Genomic DNA, 17,281 nt, shown 5'->3' on the forward strand with positions numbered 1-17,281 from the left:
ATCATGCCAGGAAAGTAAGAATCAGTGCTCAAGATCTTTCTCTTTTTCTTTTTCCTGCTCTTTTTTCTCCAGTTCCTCCTTCGCTTCTTTCGGAAAAAGGTTAATCACGATAGCCACCGGAAGGAGGTATCCGATGAAGGCCTGAATACTTGCAAACAGGCGGGCTGTTCCAAATGGAGTAATATCCCCAAAACCGATTGCAAAATTTGTGATTGTACTGAAATACAGGCATTTCAGAATGAACCCGTAATAAGTAATCTTGCTGTCATCCACATAGTGCTCTTTAAGGTAACCCATCCCATTTAAATCAAGCAGAGCATAAATGGCCGCAAAAACAATGATTGAAACGAGATAAATAACACCGAAAAAAAGAAAGCTCGTCCAGGTTTTGTGCCGGTGAATACTAGGGAACACTGCCATTCCTTCCTTTCTGAACCGCCTGTTTTCTATACCTTTACCCAACCGGGCTGGAAAATAAAATAGAGACCCGCTAAAGAGTCCCTATATGACCATATATTTTTTATCTCCGTCCTGCCCGGTCCTGATAAATACCCATTTGGACCAGGAAAGATAAGAGCGCTGGTAATGCTACCGAGTTTGGCCAGCTGTTTTAGGACGGCTCATGAGGATCGGCAGTGCAAAAGTCGCTCCCAATCGGCAGACTGCGGCAATAACATGAAGCAGAACAATGATTCCATATACGGTCATCATGCTTTCCTCCTGATAAAATATAGGATAATAATACCGAAATATATGAACTTTTCCATGGTAAATTCCAAAAATTTACATAAAATTTGATTTGAAATCTAAATTTAATTTTTTGAATGGTTACTTAGACTAAATAGAGAAAAAAAGAATATATAATACTGTAACTCAATCTTCCTGGCAAATGAGAGCACGACTACATGAAGAGGAGGAAGTCAAGATGGGTACAGTTGTCTTTATTATTCAAATTTTACTGGGGTTGGCGTTTCTATTTTTTGGACTGATGAAGTTCGGCTCTAAGCAGATGACCGAGGAGTTTGCACGCTACGGGTATCCGCAATGGTTCAGAGTGGTGACCGGAATCGTGGAATTGGCAGCAGGGGTGCTGCTGCTTGCCGGTTTCTGGCACGATCAGCTGACAGCGTGGGGTTCGCTTCTTGCCACCCTCTGCATGATTGGCGCGGTGGTTACGCACTTAAAGGTAAAGGATGCTGCTGCAAAATTTACGACACCTGCTGTACTGCTCATTCTCTCTGCATTCCTGCTGTATGTAAATAGCGGGAACTTTTAATGGACGGCGCCCTTCCTTTTGGAGGGGCGTTTTTATGCCGTTTTGACCTCCTTCATAGTAAACTGTTAGTAAAGAGAGGAGATCGGCAATCATGAATTTTAAAACAATCTCACCAACTTGTCCGCGTTGTTCCAGCCTGAAAACGTATGATATCATCCCGGGCATTCGGGAGGATGATCAGCTGGCCAGATCAGAAGAAAGCTTGATTCAAATGAGTGAAACTTCACTTGGGAATGCTGATTACCAATGCAGGGATTGCGGGCACAGATGGAAAAAATACACCGGACAAAAACCCTATGATACCATTCAGAGAATATACGCGGATGCAGGCGGTTATCCTGGCCCATTCCATTCTGCCTTCATCGACTTGAAAGGCCTGATGGCAGAAAGCTCATCAAGAGAAAATCCGAATTCCTCTCCTGCTGCCGAGTTTAGAAGGTTAAAGCAAGAAGAAGCTGCCTGGTTCAGGGAAGAGCTTTATGCGAGCGATTTCATGAATTGGGCGGAAGAGTATATGCTTCCCTTCGCACTGGACGGAACGCATTGGACTATCCGGATTGAATATGACACCTATTGCGAAATCAAGAGCGGACACATTCATACGCCTCCAGGGTGGGAGAGGTTTTGCATGGCAGTCTCGTCATTGAGCGGACAAGCTTTTTACTAGGAGGAAAAAAATAATGAAACTCGACCACACCGGCATCGCCGTGAGAAGAATCGATGAGGCAATCCTTTTTTATACCGATATTCTCGGAGGGACGCTCATAGAGAGATATACAAGTGAAAAACCGGGAGTTGAAACACATATTGCTGTCATTCATCTTGATGGCCAGGTAATTGAGCTTCTCGAACCGACAAGCAAAACCTCTCCGATCGAACGGTTTATCCGGCAGAAAGGGAAGGGGGTTCATCACCTTGCCTATAAGGTGGAGGACCTGGACGATGCAATAGCAGATTTTGAAGCCCGCGGCATAACATTTCTATCGGAAACCTACCGCACAAATCCGTTCGGCAGGAGATTGATCTATATGAATCCCGCCCATACGCACGGTCAGATTATTGAGCTGTGTGACTATAAAGGCTAGGCTCTTTTTAATCTGATGTACATAAATACAAGCAGACAAAATCTCTTTTTGTAGGTAAAATTGATCAATTTTTCATTTTTCATAAGCAAGATGAGGACTTTTTGCCAATTGGGGTATATGGTAAAAAATGATAAAATTTTGATAGACATTGATCGGATTATGGAGAAAAATGATGATTTTGAGGTGATCGAGATGGATATTGCAGGCCTCTTAGGAAATGCTCAAGGATTTATCAGCAGTTCGATTACGGAGCTGGAGGAGAAGATTGAAAGACTCAAAGGAGCAAAAAAAAGCGTAGAAACAGAACAGGGAGTGGGCAAACAGGAAATCAAAAACATCGAAAAGCCTGCGCTTGAGAATGACTGGAAGGGGGCCCTCGCTGATGAATTTGATGAATCACGCGAGGCCGCCTATGAAGAAATGAGCAAAATCTTCGGTGAAACGTATGATGATTATCAAACGCAAATTCAAAGCAAAATTGAAAATTTGCAGGACAGTCTTAAAGCATTCCAAGACTGGGGTCATGCGGCAGCGGAACTCTCAAACGCAATTGCAGCAGTTCAAGGTGCAGCTGAAGAAATAGAGAAACAAATGGCTGACCTTGGCAGTCAGGTGGAGAATCTTCGCGGGAAGCTCTTTGGTTGAACGAATGAAACTCCGCAGCTGAAACCTGCGGAGTTTCATTTCATCAGCCCTTCACAACTCCGATAGCAAAGCCGTCGTACCCTTTCGATCCGACAGTCTGAATACCGGTTGAGTCGATGCGGGGGTCATCCGCCAGCAGCTGTATAAATTCGCGCACGCCAATAATGCTTGGATCGCCACTGCTTTCCTCCATGACTTCCCCTTCACGCACAACGTTATCCCCAATAATAACAGCTCCCGGCTCTGCGAGGTCCAATGCCCGTTTTAAGTAGTTTGGGTTATTCGGTTTATCTGCATCGATGAAGATGAAATCGAATTTTTTGCTGAGGGTCGGCAGCGTATCAAGCGCAGGGCCGACAAGCACGCTGATTTTATCCGCCAGCCCAGCTTTTTGGATGTTTTTTTCTGCCACTTCAGCATGCTTCGGTTCATATTCCAATGTCGTCAAATGCCCGTCCTCTGGTAAAGCCCTTGCCAGCCAGATACTGCTGTAGCCGCCGAGTGTTCCAATTTCCAAAATGCTTTTTGCCCCTTTCATCTTGGCTAGCAGGAACAGAAGCTTCCCCTGGTTAGGTGCAACATCAATCGCTGGAAGATCCGCTTCAGCGTTTGCTTTCAAAACGTCTTCCATGACTGGATCATCTGGATGAAGCTTTGTGCTGAAATATTCATCTACATCTGTCCATACTTGGTCCATAGCCTTCTCTCCTAAAATAGTAAATTTTCAGACAAATAGATTGTACCACATTTCCACTATTATCTAATTTAAGATATCCCTGTGGATCAGTGGTAGAATAAAGCAATACGCTTTCATGCATAAAGGAGAGACTCATCTATGCAAGCAGCTCAACGAATGAGCACCCCGAATCCAACCGTCTATCCAATATTGTTTGCCATCGGTTTCGTCCATTTGCTTAATGATTCGATGCAGTCAGTGGTCCCTGCCGTCTTTCCCATATTGGAACAGAGTATGAATCTATCATACAGCCAGCTTGGCTGGATCGGTTTTGCACTAAGTATGACATCATCTATCATGCAGCCGGTTGTAGGGTGGCTGACTGATAGGAAAAGCGCGCCATATGTGCTCCCGTTTGGCATGGGGCTGTCTATGGCGGGAATGCTGGGACTTGCTTTTGCGCCGGGCTTTGAATATGTCCTGCTTTCCGTTATCTTTATCGGACTTGGTTCCGCAGCCTTTCATCCGGAGGGATCAAGGGTCGCTTATATGGCGGCAGGAGAAAAAAGGGGACTGGCTCAATCCATTTACCAGGTTGGGGGGAACCTTGGCCAGTCCCTGGCACCGCTCATGACCATTCTGATTTTTATTCCCCTTGGCCAATTCGGGTCGATCTGGTTTACGCTTGTAGCGGCTCTCGCTGTGCTCGTGCTGCTGTTTGTATCCAGATGGTATTCCCATCAGCTCGTCCGGTTTCCCAAAGCAGCAAAATTTCATCCTAAGCCTGTAACAGGGAAGCGGAAAATGCAGAGCGGTTTCGCGATTACACTGCTCGTTTTTCTCGTTTTTGCCAGATCGTGGTATTCTGCCGGGATTTCAAATTATTTTCAGTTTTATCTGATTGAGGATTACGGAATTTCGATAAAAGAAGCCCAGTATTTTATTTTTCTTTTTTTAGCTTCCGGTGTAATCGGGACCTTCCTCGGGGGTCCGCTCGCTGACCGGTTCGGCAAAAGAAATGTTATTCTCTTTTCCATGGTTGGTTCAGCCCCGTTTGCGCTGATACTGCCGCATGTCCGTCTCATATGGATTTATCCGCTCTTTTTTATTATTGGGCTTATTGTTTTGTCCAGTTTTTCTGTAACGGTCGTGTATGCTCAGGAATTGTTCCCCGGAAAAATTGGCACAGTCTCCGGCCTGATTATCGGTCTTGCATTTGGGATGGGTGCCATTGGTTCTGCGTTTCTTGGAATGCTCGCAGATGCTTGGGGATTATATGCTGTAATGATACTTTGCAGTCTGCTTCCGGTTATCGGGATCTTGACGGTTTTTTTGCCTACGGATCAGAAACTCAAGGATTGGCAAATCGAGATGGATGCCAAGTAAAGGAGATTGAAGGATGCATTACTTATCCGGTATGGACATGGATCAGCGCTTGAATGAATATACGGCGGCGGGAGTCAGCATTGCCGTAATAGAAGAGGGACGGGCGGTTTGGCACGGATTCGGCCTTCGTGAAAATGGCACTGGTGGAAAAATTACATCTTCTACGGTTTTCAGCGCCTGTTCCATCAGTAAATTCGCTGCCGCTCTGCTTGCTTTAAAACTGGTCAGTGAGGGGCAGCTTGATTTGGATGAGGATGTGAACAGGAAGCTCAAATCGTGGATGTTTCCCGGCGCTGGCGTGACGCTTAGACATTTGCTGAGCCATCAATCCGGTATATTGGATCCTGAGAACAGCTTTATGGAATTCACGTTCCCCGGGCCTTATCCTTTAATGAAAGACATATTAGAGGGAAATACGGTTTTTTTACCTGCTCCGGCTGTTCCAGTCAATAAACCGGGCAGTGTGTTCCGTTATTCAGATGCCGGGTTCTGTGTAGTGGAACAGGTGATCAGCGATGTCTTGGATTCCCCTTTTACCGAGGCGGTGAGCAAGCTGATTTTTGCTCCTCTCGGCCTCAGAAATAGCTTCTACCTGTTTGAGGATGGCAAAGGAGAGCTTGCGGCAGGGCACAATCATAAGGGTGAAGTGCTGAAGCCCTGCAAATATCCTGTCTACCCGTATCCTGCCTCAGCCGGATTATGGTCTGCACCTCTGGACATGTGTAAACTGATTGGAGAAGTCATGAATGCTTGGAAAGGCAAAAGTGCGGTCGGAATTACCCAAGCATTGGCTGAGGAAATGACAGCCTCACAAGGTTGTTCACCCTTTACAGGCTTGGGATGTTTCCTTGACTCAGCAGACGGGGAACTTGAAATCTCCTCTTTAGGCTGGGGAGCCGGGTTTCAATCCATGCTCTTCGCTTATCCGCAGAGAGGGACCGGTGCAGTGATTATGATGAATGCTGATTTGGGTGTTCATCAGATGAAAGGGTTAATTGGGGAAATCTATAAGGAATTGAGACCCCGATTAGTGCAGCATGCATAATCGGGTCCCAGGCTGCTGCAGCAATTGCGCAAAAAGAGCTTAGAGAATCAGTCTCTAAGCTTCTTTGACGTAATCGGTGTTCCGCTCTGCTTCTTTCCTATATCGAGGAACAAATCCTTAATCGTATCAGGCGCGGCCATTCCGTTGACCATGATCCGGCCGTCCTGCCCGAGCCGGATTTCAAGCCGGTTTGGAAGGGTGTGAAGTTCATATTCCAGATGGGAGTAACGGTTTGTGAGAAAGCGGTAGTGCTGGTTGGAGGAACCGACCCACGGCCGGCTCAAATCAAGCTTGCTTTTCACGAAAGGGCCGTCAATCAGCAGGTCGGTTTCGCTGATTAGATCATCCCAGTCCTTTCTGTTGGCAGCTTCCAGCGTTTCGAACGGATACCCGCTGAAGCACATAATGGATAGACCTGCACGTTTTAGCTTTTTAGCCAGTTCAGCGAGCGGAGCTGCCTGTTCAAAAGGTTCACCTCCAAGAAAGGTGACTCCTTCAATACCGTTCACCTGATAACTTTTCATAATCTCCTCGTACATCTCATCAACGGATGTTTCCTTCCCGCCGTCCTTTGACCAGGTCCAGGGCACACCGCAGCCCTCACAGCGGATTGGACAGCCCTGCACCCACAGACAGGCCCGTTTTCCGGGTCCTTCTGCTTCGGTAAGAGGCAGGAAGCGGTGCAGATTCAAAAGCATTAATAGTCGATGACCCTTCCATCCTGAGATGGGGCAGAGTCCGTACTTGCTGATGATACTTTAATATACGGCCGGATTCTTTCAAGAACGTGAGGCTTCAATCCGAGCTGTTCTCCGAAATGGTCAGCCGAATCAAAGGCCCCGGACTGATTTCTTACGGTAACCGCTTTTTTAGCCAAAATGACGCCAATACCGGGAATGGAGGCCAGCTCTTGTTCAGAAGCGGTATTTACATCTATAGAAGCGGCGGGTTCTGCTGCAGCCGGCCTTTCTTCAATAGATGGGGATGCTGGAGAAACAGGCTGATATTCCTTATTAATGGAGTTCCGCAGTCTTTCTCTCTCCTGAGGAGCCAATGCCTTCCGAGCTTCAAGGCGGAGAAGGTACTCCGTCCGGACTTTAAAAGCGTGAAATATGGACATAATCCATATAGGAAATAAGATAATGATCATAAACGTTGAAATCGGCTGGTCTTTCGCAACATCTATAGCAATGATGGTGATGGTGACCGGGACTGCATATAAGAAACCCATTATGGTCCATTTCTTTTGCTTTACCCGAAAAGCAATATATAAGAAGGAAATAAAGCTGGTAAATCCCATTGGGAAAAAGGTCCATAGCATCCAGATGGAATGCAGCAGTTCCCAGCCTCTCCCTTTTGAGGTAATGGTTCTGGACAAAATAACTTACTCCTCTCTAAGTCTTTGTTTTTGAGTGAGTGAATCTTTTATTTCGCTTTCAAAATACTCGTTTGTATATTCCGAATCAACAGTCTTGGCATCAAGCAGCTTTTCAAGCATTGAGATATAAGGGAGGCAGTCTTTTCCTTTAATGCCAAGCGTATCAGCTTTGATTTTTCCGTCTGCTCCTATTTCAATCATAATCTTTTTATCCAAGATCCTCTCTCCTCCTTTATCAATTGACTTTAAACGTCAAAACGATGGAGTTGTCTTCGGTTACCTGTTCGGTTTCAAGAAGCAGTCCCTGCTCCCGCGCCCGTTCAAGGAGCTTAAGATAGGTTTCCTGCTGTACGATGGAGGTGTATTCCTCCTGCAGATTTTTTATGAATTCCAGCGCCGTTTCCTGTGGGATGTCCTGTTCAAACAGCGCTTCAAATATTCCATCGGGATTTTGCTGAAAGAGAATTTTGATGTCCCCGATTTCCGACTCCATGCCTTTGTGATCCATAAATTTAGGACTGCACCCGTAATGGTCGAGGGCTTTTGCCAGAATGGCCTCGTCCTTCATAATCGTGGTCAAGGAGTAAGACTTTGAGTCCATCTTCTTTTCCATTGCTGTGCCAATTCCCTGAACGGCTGCGATCGCAATGGGGATGAGAGCTAATTCAATACTCATGTAGACACCTCTTTTCTTAAAAATCGAGGGACCGTCCGCCCCTGGTGCTGCTGATATCCTGATCCGGTTCTGCGGAATCGGCTCCATTTATTTTAGGAAGCTTATCGTATCCGGCTCTGTCTTCTTGAGGTGTGGCTGCCACAGCCCTAAGGTTCGCCCATTCCCTTATCTTTCTGATTTGCTCGGATTGGGTTTTGGAAAGCGGAACCGTGTTGGCAATGACTTTCTTCAGATCATTTACAGTCAGGCTTCTTTCCTCCGAAAAGGCCTCAAAAAGCGCTGAAATACAAATTTGCTCAATCTCTGCTCCGATGAAGGTTTCGGTCCTGTCCGCAAGGAGGCTGAGTGTTTCTTCATCGATTTGGAAATCTCCGCGTGCTTTTGGACTTGTCAGCCTTCTGCTTAAATGAATGCTGAATATATCCATCCGTTCCTTCTTAGTCGGGAGGTCCACAAAGAAAATTTCATCAAAACGCCCTTTCCTCAAAAGCTCAGGAGGAAGACTCTGAATGTTATTGGCCGTTGCGATCACAAACACCGGCTTCGATTTCTCCTGCATCCATGTAAGAAGGGTACCGAATACCCGGGAGCTTGTTCCGCTGTCGCCGCTTGAATCGATTCCGCTCAGTCCCTTTTCGATTTCGTCGATCCAGAGAATGCATGGGGAGATGGCTTCCGCTGTTGCGATGGCTTTGCGGAGATTCCCTTCACTGCTGCCGACGATGCCGCTGAAGATTTTCCCCATGTCGAGCTTCAGAAGCGGAAGGTGCCACATGGAACTGATGGATTTGGCGATCAGGCTTTTTCCGCAGCCGGGCACTCCTGTCAGAAGCAGCCCCTTAGGGGAAGGCAGCCCATACTCAGCTGCCGAATCCAGCCAGGAGCGGTTCCTTTTTTTCAGCCAGCGTTTAATGTTTTCAAGCCCGCCGACATCGCTGATCCTTGGCTCGCTTTTTATGTATTCCAGAACGCCGGTTTTTTTGATGATTTGCTGCTTCTCATGCAGAACGCTCTCCAGACTGTTTAAATCAAGTCCGCCTCTGGTGACGAGTGCGAGTGCAAAAGCATTTTCAGCTTCCTGAAGTGTAAGCCCCATCGCGGCCTTTGCAAGACGTTCTTCATCCTCGGAGGTCAAAGTGATCGTGATCCTTGAGTTTGACCGGTTCACATCGATCATCTTCCGAAGGACTTCCTTGATGTCTTCAAAGGTTGGAAGACCATATTCCACGACGGTTAAATCCTTTTGCAGGTCAAAGGGGATATGCTCTGAAGGAGACAGGAACACCACATTTTTGGGTGCCGGACTTTTCTCAAGCACCACGGATAAATCTCTTATTTTCCGGATGATGGACGGATCCGCTGTCCGATTTTCTCCCCCTAGGAAAACATGAAAGTCTTTCAGGACAAAGATGGCGGGCTCTTTATACTTTTCTATGAAATCGAGTGCCTTTACCGGTGTTTTCATTGCATCAGGTCCGCTTTCCTCATTCCGCTTAAACCCCTCTGTTACGCTCCATGTGAAAAAGGTGCGGGGGGTCTTAATCATTTCTTCGGATTGGGCAAGCGTTCTAAGCTCACTGATCACTCTTTCCTCTTCCCAGGTCGTAATGTGCAAAAAGGGGAAGCGGGCTCTGAAATAGTTGGCCATTTCTTGATTAAAGTTCATCCTGGTATGCTCCTTTTCTGCCGATGCTGTTCAATGAAAATAGTATACCACGATTAAAGGAAAACGAGACCAATTAATACCATGTCCATCCAGTGCAAATAGTTCTTAACAACCTTTAAAGATACTGGTATTCTATTTCTATATAAAAATAAGATGAAAGCGTTTTTTGTGAAACGAGGGGGAAGCACATGGATTTTGGAGTACTGCTGTCTATTGGAATATATATGGCAGGGATGCTGCTGATCGGGTATATTGCCTACCGAAGAACAGCAAATTTAAATGATTACATGCTCGGCGGCCGGAATCTCGGACCTGCTGTTACAGCACTGAGTGCCGGGGCATCGGATATGAGCGGATGGCTCCTGATGGGTCTGCCCGGAGCGATGTTCCTCTCCGGCATCAGCGCCGGATGGATTGTACTAGGGTTAACGGCCGGAGCCTGGCTTAACTGGCTGTTTGTAGCGCCTCGCCTCCGCACTTATACGGAAGTGGCCAATAATTCAATTACCATTCCCGATTACTTTGATAACCGGTTTAAAGATACATCCCGTATACTGCGTGTAACGTCCGCAGCTGTTATATTGATCTTTTTTACCTTTTATACGTCCTCCGGGATGGTAGCAGGCGGAGAACTGTTTAAAACTGCGTTTAACCTTGATTACAGATGGGGGATCTGGCTGACCGCCGGAGTTGTCATATTGTATACCCTTTTTGGAGGATTTCTGGCAGTTAGCTGGACGGATTTCGTTCAAGGAACCATTATGTTTATCGCTCTAATATTAGTCCCGGCTGTGACAATTGCAAATGTGGGAGGATTCACGGAAACATTCAATGAAATACAGTCTGTCGATCCCGCACTTCTTGAAGCCTTTAAAGGAACGACACTGATCGGCATCGTTTCGCTGCTCGCATGGGGACTTGGCTACTTTGGACAGCCTCACATCATCGTCCGGTTTATGGCCATTTCTTCTGTAAAAGAAATGAAGAGTGCCAGAAGGATCGGGATGAGCTGGATGCTTTTCTCGATTGTCGGAGCGATGTTTACAGGACTCGTCGGCATCGCTTATTTCAGCCTGAATGGCATGAAGCTTGAAAATGAGGAAACGGTGTTTATCGTTCTTTCCGACGTCTTGTTTCCATCTCTGATTACCGGATTTTTACTGGCCGCGATTCTGGCTGCCGTTATGAGTACCATTGCTTCACAGCTGCTTGTTACGTCAAGTGCCATTACAGAGGATTTTTACAAAGCATTCATCCGTAAAGGGGCATCGGACAAGGAGCTGGTTTTGGTAGGACGTCTTGCCGTGCTTGGCATTGCGTTGATCGCGCTGATTTTGGCGCTGAATCCCAGTGAGACAATTTTAAATCTCGTCGGTTATGCCTGGGCGGGATTCGGAGCGGCGTTCGGACCGGTCGTTCTGCTCAGCCTGTACTGGAAACGGATGACGAAGTGGGGAGCGCTGGCAGGCATGCTGAGCGGAACCATCACCGTTATTGTCTGGGAAATGATTCAGCTTCCGTTCTTTACAGAAGTGTATGAAATCATCCCCGGCTTTATCGTCTGTGCGATCGCCATTATTTTGACGAGCCTGCTGACAGCCAAGCCGACGCGCGAGATGGAACAGGAATTTGATCAAGCAGTCAGAATGCTGACCGGGGATGACCGGGGGCCTGTCTGAAACGCTATTTTGGCAGCTGTTGAAATAGACTGTTGCTTAAATCACAGCAAAAAAGTGCTCAGAGCCTCTGAGCACTTTTTTTTGCAGCTGTGCCGTTGTGCCAGCTGCGAATTTTAGCAAATTTTGTCGGAAAGTCTTTATGTTGATGAGTACGGACAATAAATGACCGGGTACGGACAATATCCTGATTCTGAATGCGTTGAAGCAGCGTAATAGGTCTCAAAACAGTACCCAAATTGCATCGTTAATTCCTAATGTCACGCTTATTGAACCGGATCGGCCGTCTGAGGAGAAATAGTAAGCATCAGCCTCGGGCTTCGGGCTAAACACCAGGATTTACTCTGAGCAGCCGGGATCCCGTCACCAAAATGTAAACCAGTCCGGTCTCCGCTAAAGCTCCGTTACCCGCTGCTGAAATGGCAGGTTTGCACCCCGCCCCTTTTCTGGACGCCTTCTTTTTTACAAGGGCTATTGTGGTAAGGTAGTAAAGAAATGGAAATAGAGAAATTGGTACTGCCGGCTAATTTACGAACATACCCTTTGGCAGAAGATAAATCATATAAAGGACGGGGATTGTGTGCTGAGATCGTTTGCAGATGTCATTGAAACGCAGGAAGAGCTGAATGAAATCTGGGGGGAACCAAGCCGGCTTGTTTCAAATAAAGCAATTGATCATCTGGATCCTCACTGTATAAATTTTCTGGCGATGACTCCTTTTATTTTACTGGGTACGTCGAATGCAGAGGGGGAATGCGATGTTTCTCCAAGGGGGGACCATCCAGGCTTTATCCTTGTTTTGAACGAGAAGCAGCTGGTGATTCCAGAGCGGCCGGGCAATAAAAGGCTTGATTCGATCCGCAATATTTTGGATAACCCGAAGGCTGGTTTGATCTGCATGATTCCGGGGATGGATGAATCGTTGAGAATGACGGGAAAAGCCTCTGTAATGAAAGATCAAGATATTTTGGAAAGAATGCGGGTGAACGGAAAGCTGCCGTTTGCCGGAATTGTGCTGGAGGTAGAAGAATGCTTTATTCATTGCGGAAAGGCGATAAAACGATCTAAGCTATGGCAGACAGACTCATGGCCTGCTTCGGTCAGGCTGCCGAAAGCACATGAAATCCTCGCTGCTCATGCAAATTGTGAAGGCCTCGATGCTGACCGGGTAGAAAAAGCGCTCGATGAAAGCTATCGGCTGCGGATGTATTAGGCTATGCCGCTATGGCGAGCCCGGTCAAACCATCGCAGCCTGACACCCCCACAACCTTATTGAATAAATGCGTATTTTAAAAAACAGGAGCGGCCCCTCCTTTCAGGTCCACTCCTGTTTTCTGTTTTATAAAGCGCTTAGCATGTAAGCTCTTGTATTGGGTCCATATACACCGTCATTAGCGAGAGCCCGATAGCGGCTTTGAAAACGTCGGACTGCTGCTGTTGTATTAGGTCCGTATATACCGTCTATGCCCCCCGGATTGATTCCAAGCTTTTGGAGGGCGCGCTGAATTTGCTTTACAGATTCTCCCTTGGAGCCTTCACTAAACACTCCTGCAGGAAGTGGCAGGGTGCTTATTTTGTTTAACGCAGCATAAGTCTGAGCCCCCACGATTCCATCTACAGCCAATTTATTGCTTTTTTGAAAGGCAAGCACGGCACTCTCTGTTTCGTTTCCGAAAATGCCGTCTGCTCCATATGTTAAGCGATAGCCGGCAGCAATTAATTTTTTCTGTATTTCTTTCACAAGGCTTCCGCTGTCCCCTTTTTTAACAGGGAGATCTGCAGACGCAGGCGTAGAAGAAGGAGCAGGACCAAATTCGCTTGCCATTGCTTTTTTTACACTGTTAATAAATTTCGGCCATGACAGGCCATATTGCTGCAGGGCGTTTAGTGGATCGGATCTTCTTGAAGGATCGAGTGCATAGTGGCCGATGATCTGTTTATCCGGATTCAAACCAAACCGGGTACAGAGGTACGCATGATACCATACATAGCGGTCATATGCTTGCTGAAAGTTAATAGCTCCCCCAAAACACAATTCTACTCCAATCGAAGCATCATTAGCGTCAGCACCGAAAATGCGATTGTCTTCCGTAATGTTATAGCGGACATGAAATGCGACTTCTTCCAAAGGGATGATTTCCAGAATCGTTTTGTCATCGATAAAGGTATGAGCAGAAGCAGAGGGCTGCTGCTGATGAAAATAGTTTCGGTTCTGGGCCGCAGTGGACCCTGGGTTTCCAGTGTCGTGGCTGACAATGAAACGGACTTCTCCCAATTTTCGGCCGGACCTTGAGTTGCCCGCCCGAATATAGGAACGATTAATAGGGTATTTCACTCTCTCACTCTCCATCTCTGTATATAGCCAGTTTATGTTTTCAGAAAAACAACGTGTCGATTACTGGTGAAAATGGTTATCCACACAGAATTTGCACAGTATAGAATAATTCAAGAGTTATTCACGTTATCCACATCTAAAAGCATGAGCCTGTCAATTATTGTGGATAGAAGAGAAGGGACGTTCCGCTTACCAACATGCTTTTCCACAATATCAACAGGGCTGTGCATAACTTATACACAGTTTTGCAGAATTTGTAGAATGACGCCGGCGATAATGCTACACAAGGAAAGCTTTCAAATGATATATACAGAGGAAAATCCAACGAGTAGCAAAAATCTAGAAAATTGATTAAGGATCCTTTGCCGGTACAGACGACTAGATCTTTTAATGATAAAATCTGGGTAAAGAATCCATAGGAAATAGGAGTTGGTACCATGGTAAAAAAAGATTCTCCGGTCCCTATTTATTTTCAGGTCGAAGAGATCATTAAAGAGAGCATCGATTCAGGAAAGTGGAAAAAGGGAGAGGCCATTCCCTCTGAGCGGCAATTTTGCGAACAATACTCCATCAGCCGGATGACCGTGCGGCAGGCCATCACCAATCTCGTTAATGAAGGCATACTTGAGAGGAAAAGAGGCAAGGGGACGTTTGTTTCAGCAGGCAAAGTCCTGCAGGATCTCACAGGGATTACGAGCTTTACCGAGCAAATGAAGGAACTGGGAAAAAGCCCTGAAACCAAAGTTCAAAGCTTTGAAGAAATCACGGCGTCAAAACAGGCGGCTAAGGAACTTGGTCTCATACAGGGGGAAGCCATGTATAAAATAAAACGCACCCGGCTTGCAGATGGGGACCCTGTCGCTTACGAAACGACCTACCTCCCATGCAGGCTATTTCCGGATTTGGCCAAAATACATGCGGCAGGATCGATTTACGACTATATTGAAAGGCAGTCCGGAATGCCGATCTTATATGGAAGACAGGAAATTGAAGCGTCCGAAGCCGGGAAAAAGGCAGCGGAGGCATTAAAAATTCACGAGGGAGCACCGGTTTTGAAAATTCAGCGGACAAGCTACACCGAGGGGGATCTGGCCGTTGAATATACGAAGACCGTATACCGGGGAGACCGGTACAAATATGTGATGGAACTGGAGCGGAAAACAAGTGGATCATTCCAGCCGTTTACATGAGCTTTCCAAGAGGCTGGCTGCAATTTATAAAAAGAATCCCAAGACAGACTCGGTTTGGCTTGGCGGTTCTGTCTCTCGCGGCTGGCAGGCCCAGTATTCCGACATCGAGCTATACGTTTGCTGGAAGGGAGAACCGAATGAAGAGGACCGCCTGCAGCCTGTTTTAATGGTACAGGGAGAAATAATTGAGTTCCATGATTATGAAGATGGAGAATGGTCTGAAACCTATTTCGCTGATGAAACCAAAATGGAAATCAGCCACTTTTTAACCTCTGCTGTAAGCTCTGCACTTAATGATCTAACCGCAAGCTTCTCAACCAGTCCCGATCAACAATGTCTGGCCTCAGCTCTTTTTTATGGAAAGCCTTTAGAAGGGCATCGTACCTTTCACTATTTGCGAAACCAGGTAACCCATTATCCGGCTGCATTAAAAGATGCCATGATTTTAAAGAATCTTGAACTGGGGAATCGATGGAAAAACCGCGGTCCGCTGGCTGCAAGAGAAGATTGGCTCATGCTCTGCCAGCTGATGGCGGCAACTGAAAATAAGCTCATGAGTGTGTTGTTTGCTTTAAATGAAATGTACATTCATCATCCAGCTTATAAATGGCAGAGAAACTCCCTTAATGAAATGAACATTAAGCCATGTGATGCTGCCGGGCGGATGGAGAGCGTGTTTCTCGAGCATCCGGCAAAAGGGCTAATCCTATTGGAAGGATTGCTGGAGGATGTATATAAACTTGTTCAAAAGGAATGCCCTCACCTGAACCTTCAAAAGATCAAGAAGAGCAACAGCCTTGAGAGGTATAGGGCGAAAGGAGAAGAGACTCCAAATAGATTTCGTTCTAGAAGTTAAGGCTGGAGGAAATGTCCTGATTCTTATAACGAAAAATCCCCACATAAAGTAGAAAAAACGTCCAAATTCAAGAAAATCATCGATCAAAGTGAGTACATATAGTTGGGGATAAGGCGCTATTGGTTCGGGCAGGTGAGACTGACATAATGGAAGGGACTATAAGAAAGGAGTTCTTCCCTTATGAATAAGAAATCCATTGCCGCAATACTGATTGGAGCATCCCTTGCTGTCACTCTGCCTGTATTAAACAGCAGCAAAGCAGAGAGCAGTCTTATCGAAACTGCTCTTCAGCTTCAAGGAACAAGCTACTCGGAAAAAGGAAACACTCCTTCAGCCGGGTTTAACTCAGCAGGGTTCGTTCAGTATGTTTTTAAACAATCGAAAGGAATAGAATTGCCCAGACTTTCCAGTGAGCAATGGAGCTTCGGAACGGAGGTCGACCGGAAAAGCCTTCAGCCGGGTGATGTCCTGTTTTTCAAGGATTCAGCAGGGGACAAGCTGATCACCACTGCTCTTTATGAAGGAAAAGGAAAAATGGTATACAGCTCCGTATCTAAAGGGGTAGTTTCCATCAGCTTCAGCAGGTCAGATTACTGGAACAGCCGGTACGCTGGAGCAAGACGCATAACAGAACCGCTCAAAACTGCAGACCATCCGGTAATCAATGAAGGATTGAACCATCTGGATATTCCATATATACATGGAGGACAGACTCCAGCTGGGTTTGACTGCTCCGGCTATACGAAATATGTATTTGAAAAAGCTGCTGGCATTTACTTGCCGGAGACACCAGAGCAGCAATGGGCAGTCGGTGAAACCGTTGAAATAGAAAACATCCTGCCGGGTGATCTTGTTTTTTTCAAAAATACACACAGGCCCGGGATTTCTCATGTGGGAATCTATGCCGGCAATAACCAAATTTTAAACGCAACCCAAATTGGCGGTGCCAATAAAGTAACCATCAGCTATTTGTCCAGCAGCTACCTGCAGGAAAAATCAGCAGGAGTGAAACGGGTAGACGGGCTCCAAATTGACCGAAGCCATCCTCTCGTGAAAGCCGCTGAATCACTGATTGGCTCGCCCTATAAAAAAGGGGGCACAGATCCGGAAACGGGCTTTGACACGGGTGGATTCACACAATATGTATTCAAAGCAGCGGGGAAAGAATTGCCGCGGTATGGCCGTCAGCAGATTCAGTCAGGTGAGGAAGTTGAGGAAAGAGAATTGAGGCCCGGTGACCTTGTGTTTTTTCAGGCAGACTCCATTATCCCCGCCATCTATGCAGGAAACGGTCAAGTGATCGTTGCTTCGAGCGAAGGGGTAAAAGCGGTCCATTACAAAGAAAGCAGCTACTGGTCAGGCAAGTTCATAAAAGCAAAGCGAATCTGAAT

Annotated in this window: 20 protein-coding genes and 1 pseudogene; 11 read left to right on the forward strand and 10 right to left on the reverse strand. The window is 46.4% G+C overall.

What is annotated here, in order from left to right; genetic code table 11:
• Window positions 1-21: 21 nt before the first annotated feature.
• Entirely contained in the window at window positions 22-414 is a 393-nt protein-coding gene (locus tag ACQCV8_RS16610) for an ion channel (RefSeq protein ID WP_426846308.1), read from the reverse strand.
• A gap of 174 nt (window positions 415-588) precedes the next feature.
• Window positions 589-711, reverse strand: coding sequence for a hypothetical protein (locus ACQCV8_RS16615; RefSeq protein WP_426846310.1), 123 nt, complete (start codon window positions 709-711; stop codon window positions 589-591).
• Between the two features lie 214 nt (window positions 712-925).
• Between ACQCV8_RS16615 and ACQCV8_RS16620 the strand changes: the two genes are divergently transcribed.
• The 4 genes from ACQCV8_RS16620 to ACQCV8_RS16635 all read left to right on the forward strand — a co-directional run bounded on the left by ACQCV8_RS16620 (window position 926) and on the right by ACQCV8_RS16635 (window position 3,006).
• On the forward strand, window positions 926-1,276 hold the full coding sequence (locus ACQCV8_RS16620; protein WP_426846312.1) for a DoxX family protein: 351 nt from the start codon (window positions 926-928) through the stop codon (window positions 1,274-1,276).
• Window positions 1,277-1,367: 91 nt separating this feature from the next.
• A complete protein-coding gene (locus ACQCV8_RS16625; RefSeq protein ID WP_426846314.1) occupies window positions 1,368-1,943 on the forward strand; it encodes a hypothetical protein in 576 nt (191 codons plus the stop codon).
• Window positions 1,944-1,956: 13 nt separating this feature from the next.
• Window positions 1,957-2,361: a VOC family protein gene (locus ACQCV8_RS16630; RefSeq protein ID WP_426846316.1), complete on the forward strand. Its 405-nt coding sequence runs from the start codon at window positions 1,957-1,959 to the stop codon at window positions 2,359-2,361.
• 117 nt (window positions 2,362-2,478) lie between these two features.
• The gene (locus ACQCV8_RS16635) at window positions 2,479-3,006 is read left to right on the forward strand and encodes a YwqH-like family protein (RefSeq protein ID WP_426846417.1); all 528 of its coding nucleotides are present in this window, start codon (window positions 2,479-2,481) and stop codon (window positions 3,004-3,006) included.
• A 43-nt stretch (window positions 3,007-3,049) separates the two neighbouring features.
• On the opposite strand, the gene ACQCV8_RS16640 is transcribed toward ACQCV8_RS16635, so the two are convergent.
• The gene (locus tag ACQCV8_RS16640; protein WP_426846318.1) at window positions 3,050-3,703 is read right to left on the reverse strand and encodes an O-methyltransferase; all 654 of its coding nucleotides are present in this window, start codon (window positions 3,701-3,703) and stop codon (window positions 3,050-3,052) included.
• Between the two features lie 138 nt (window positions 3,704-3,841).
• On the opposite strand from ACQCV8_RS16640, the gene ACQCV8_RS16645 reads away from it, so the two are divergent.
• Both ACQCV8_RS16645 and ACQCV8_RS16650 read left to right on the forward strand, forming a co-directional pair.
• Entirely contained in the window at window positions 3,842-5,068 is a 1,227-nt protein-coding gene (locus tag ACQCV8_RS16645) for an MFS transporter (RefSeq protein WP_426846320.1), read from the forward strand.
• Window positions 5,069-5,081: 13 nt separating this feature from the next.
• A complete protein-coding gene (locus ACQCV8_RS16650) occupies window positions 5,082-6,113 on the forward strand; it encodes a serine hydrolase domain-containing protein (protein WP_426846321.1) in 1,032 nt (343 codons plus the stop codon).
• A gap of 47 nt (window positions 6,114-6,160) precedes the next feature.
• On the opposite strand, the gene ACQCV8_RS16655 is transcribed toward ACQCV8_RS16650, so the two are convergent.
• Genes ACQCV8_RS16655 through ACQCV8_RS16675 form a run of 5 tightly spaced genes read right to left on the reverse strand, consistent with a single transcriptional unit; the run spans window position 6,161 to window position 9,833 of the window.
• Window positions 6,161-6,811 (reverse strand): 4Fe-4S single cluster domain-containing protein, encoded by a 651-nt coding sequence (locus tag ACQCV8_RS16655; RefSeq protein ID WP_426846323.1) that lies wholly within the window; start codon window positions 6,809-6,811, stop codon window positions 6,161-6,163.
• On the reverse strand, window positions 6,811-7,491 hold the full coding sequence (locus tag ACQCV8_RS16660; protein WP_426846325.1) for a ComEA family DNA-binding protein: 681 nt from the start codon (window positions 7,489-7,491) through the stop codon (window positions 6,811-6,813). The genes ACQCV8_RS16655 and ACQCV8_RS16660 overlap by 1 nt, the downstream gene beginning before the upstream one ends.
• Before the next feature lie 6 nt (window positions 7,492-7,497).
• Window positions 7,498-7,707, reverse strand: coding sequence for a DUF2997 domain-containing protein (locus ACQCV8_RS16665; protein ID WP_426846327.1), 210 nt, complete (start codon window positions 7,705-7,707; stop codon window positions 7,498-7,500).
• Between the two features lie 19 nt (window positions 7,708-7,726).
• Window positions 7,727-8,167 (reverse strand): hypothetical protein, encoded by a 441-nt coding sequence (locus ACQCV8_RS16670; RefSeq protein WP_426846329.1) that lies wholly within the window; start codon window positions 8,165-8,167, stop codon window positions 7,727-7,729.
• A gap of 16 nt (window positions 8,168-8,183) precedes the next feature.
• A complete protein-coding gene (locus tag ACQCV8_RS16675; protein WP_426846331.1) occupies window positions 8,184-9,833 on the reverse strand; it encodes an AAA family ATPase in 1,650 nt (549 codons plus the stop codon).
• A 188-nt stretch (window positions 9,834-10,021) separates the two neighbouring features.
• On the opposite strand from ACQCV8_RS16675, the gene putP reads away from it, so the two are divergent.
• Window positions 10,022-11,512, forward strand: coding sequence for a sodium/proline symporter PutP (putP, locus tag ACQCV8_RS16680; RefSeq protein ID WP_426846333.1), 1,491 nt, complete (start codon window positions 10,022-10,024; stop codon window positions 11,510-11,512).
• A 577-nt stretch (window positions 11,513-12,089) separates the two neighbouring features.
• Window positions 12,090-12,722: an MSMEG_1061 family FMN-dependent PPOX-type flavoprotein gene (locus ACQCV8_RS16685; RefSeq protein ID WP_426846335.1), complete on the forward strand. Its 633-nt coding sequence runs from the start codon at window positions 12,090-12,092 to the stop codon at window positions 12,720-12,722.
• 126 nt (window positions 12,723-12,848) lie between these two features.
• Here the strand turns inward: ACQCV8_RS16685 and ACQCV8_RS16690 are convergent, their stop codons facing one another.
• Window positions 12,849-13,334, reverse strand: a complete 486-nt coding sequence (locus ACQCV8_RS16690; protein ID WP_426846419.1) for a peptidoglycan-binding domain-containing protein — start codon at window positions 13,332-13,334, stop codon at window positions 12,849-12,851.
• Window positions 13,326-13,859, reverse strand: a pseudogene (locus ACQCV8_RS16695) (peptidoglycan recognition protein family protein); the annotation flags it as partial. The pseudogene ACQCV8_RS16695 and the gene ACQCV8_RS16690, both read right to left, overlap by 9 nt.
• A 422-nt stretch (window positions 13,860-14,281) precedes the next feature.
• On the opposite strand from ACQCV8_RS16695, the gene ACQCV8_RS16700 reads away from it, so the two are divergent.
• From ACQCV8_RS16700 to ACQCV8_RS16710, 3 genes are all read left to right on the forward strand, one after another.
• Window positions 14,282-15,034 carry a GntR family transcriptional regulator gene (locus tag ACQCV8_RS16700; RefSeq protein ID WP_426846337.1) on the forward strand — a complete coding sequence of 251 codons (753 nt, stop codon included), beginning with the start codon at window positions 14,282-14,284 and terminating at the stop codon, window positions 15,032-15,034.
• Window positions 15,009-15,890 carry a DUF4037 domain-containing protein gene (locus ACQCV8_RS16705; protein ID WP_426846339.1) on the forward strand — a complete coding sequence of 294 codons (882 nt, stop codon included), beginning with the start codon at window positions 15,009-15,011 and terminating at the stop codon, window positions 15,888-15,890. The genes ACQCV8_RS16700 and ACQCV8_RS16705 overlap by 26 nt, the downstream gene beginning before the upstream one ends.
• A gap of 180 nt (window positions 15,891-16,070) precedes the next feature.
• On the forward strand, window positions 16,071-17,279 hold the full coding sequence (locus tag ACQCV8_RS16710; RefSeq protein ID WP_426846341.1) for a C40 family peptidase: 1,209 nt from the start codon (window positions 16,071-16,073) through the stop codon (window positions 17,277-17,279).
• The last annotated feature ends 2 nt before the right edge of the window (window positions 17,280-17,281 follow it).

This window comes from Metabacillus sp. 84 (assembly GCF_050107715.1).
In the GTDB taxonomy this organism is placed as follows: Bacteria; Bacillota; Bacilli; order Bacillales; family Bacillaceae; genus Metabacillus_B.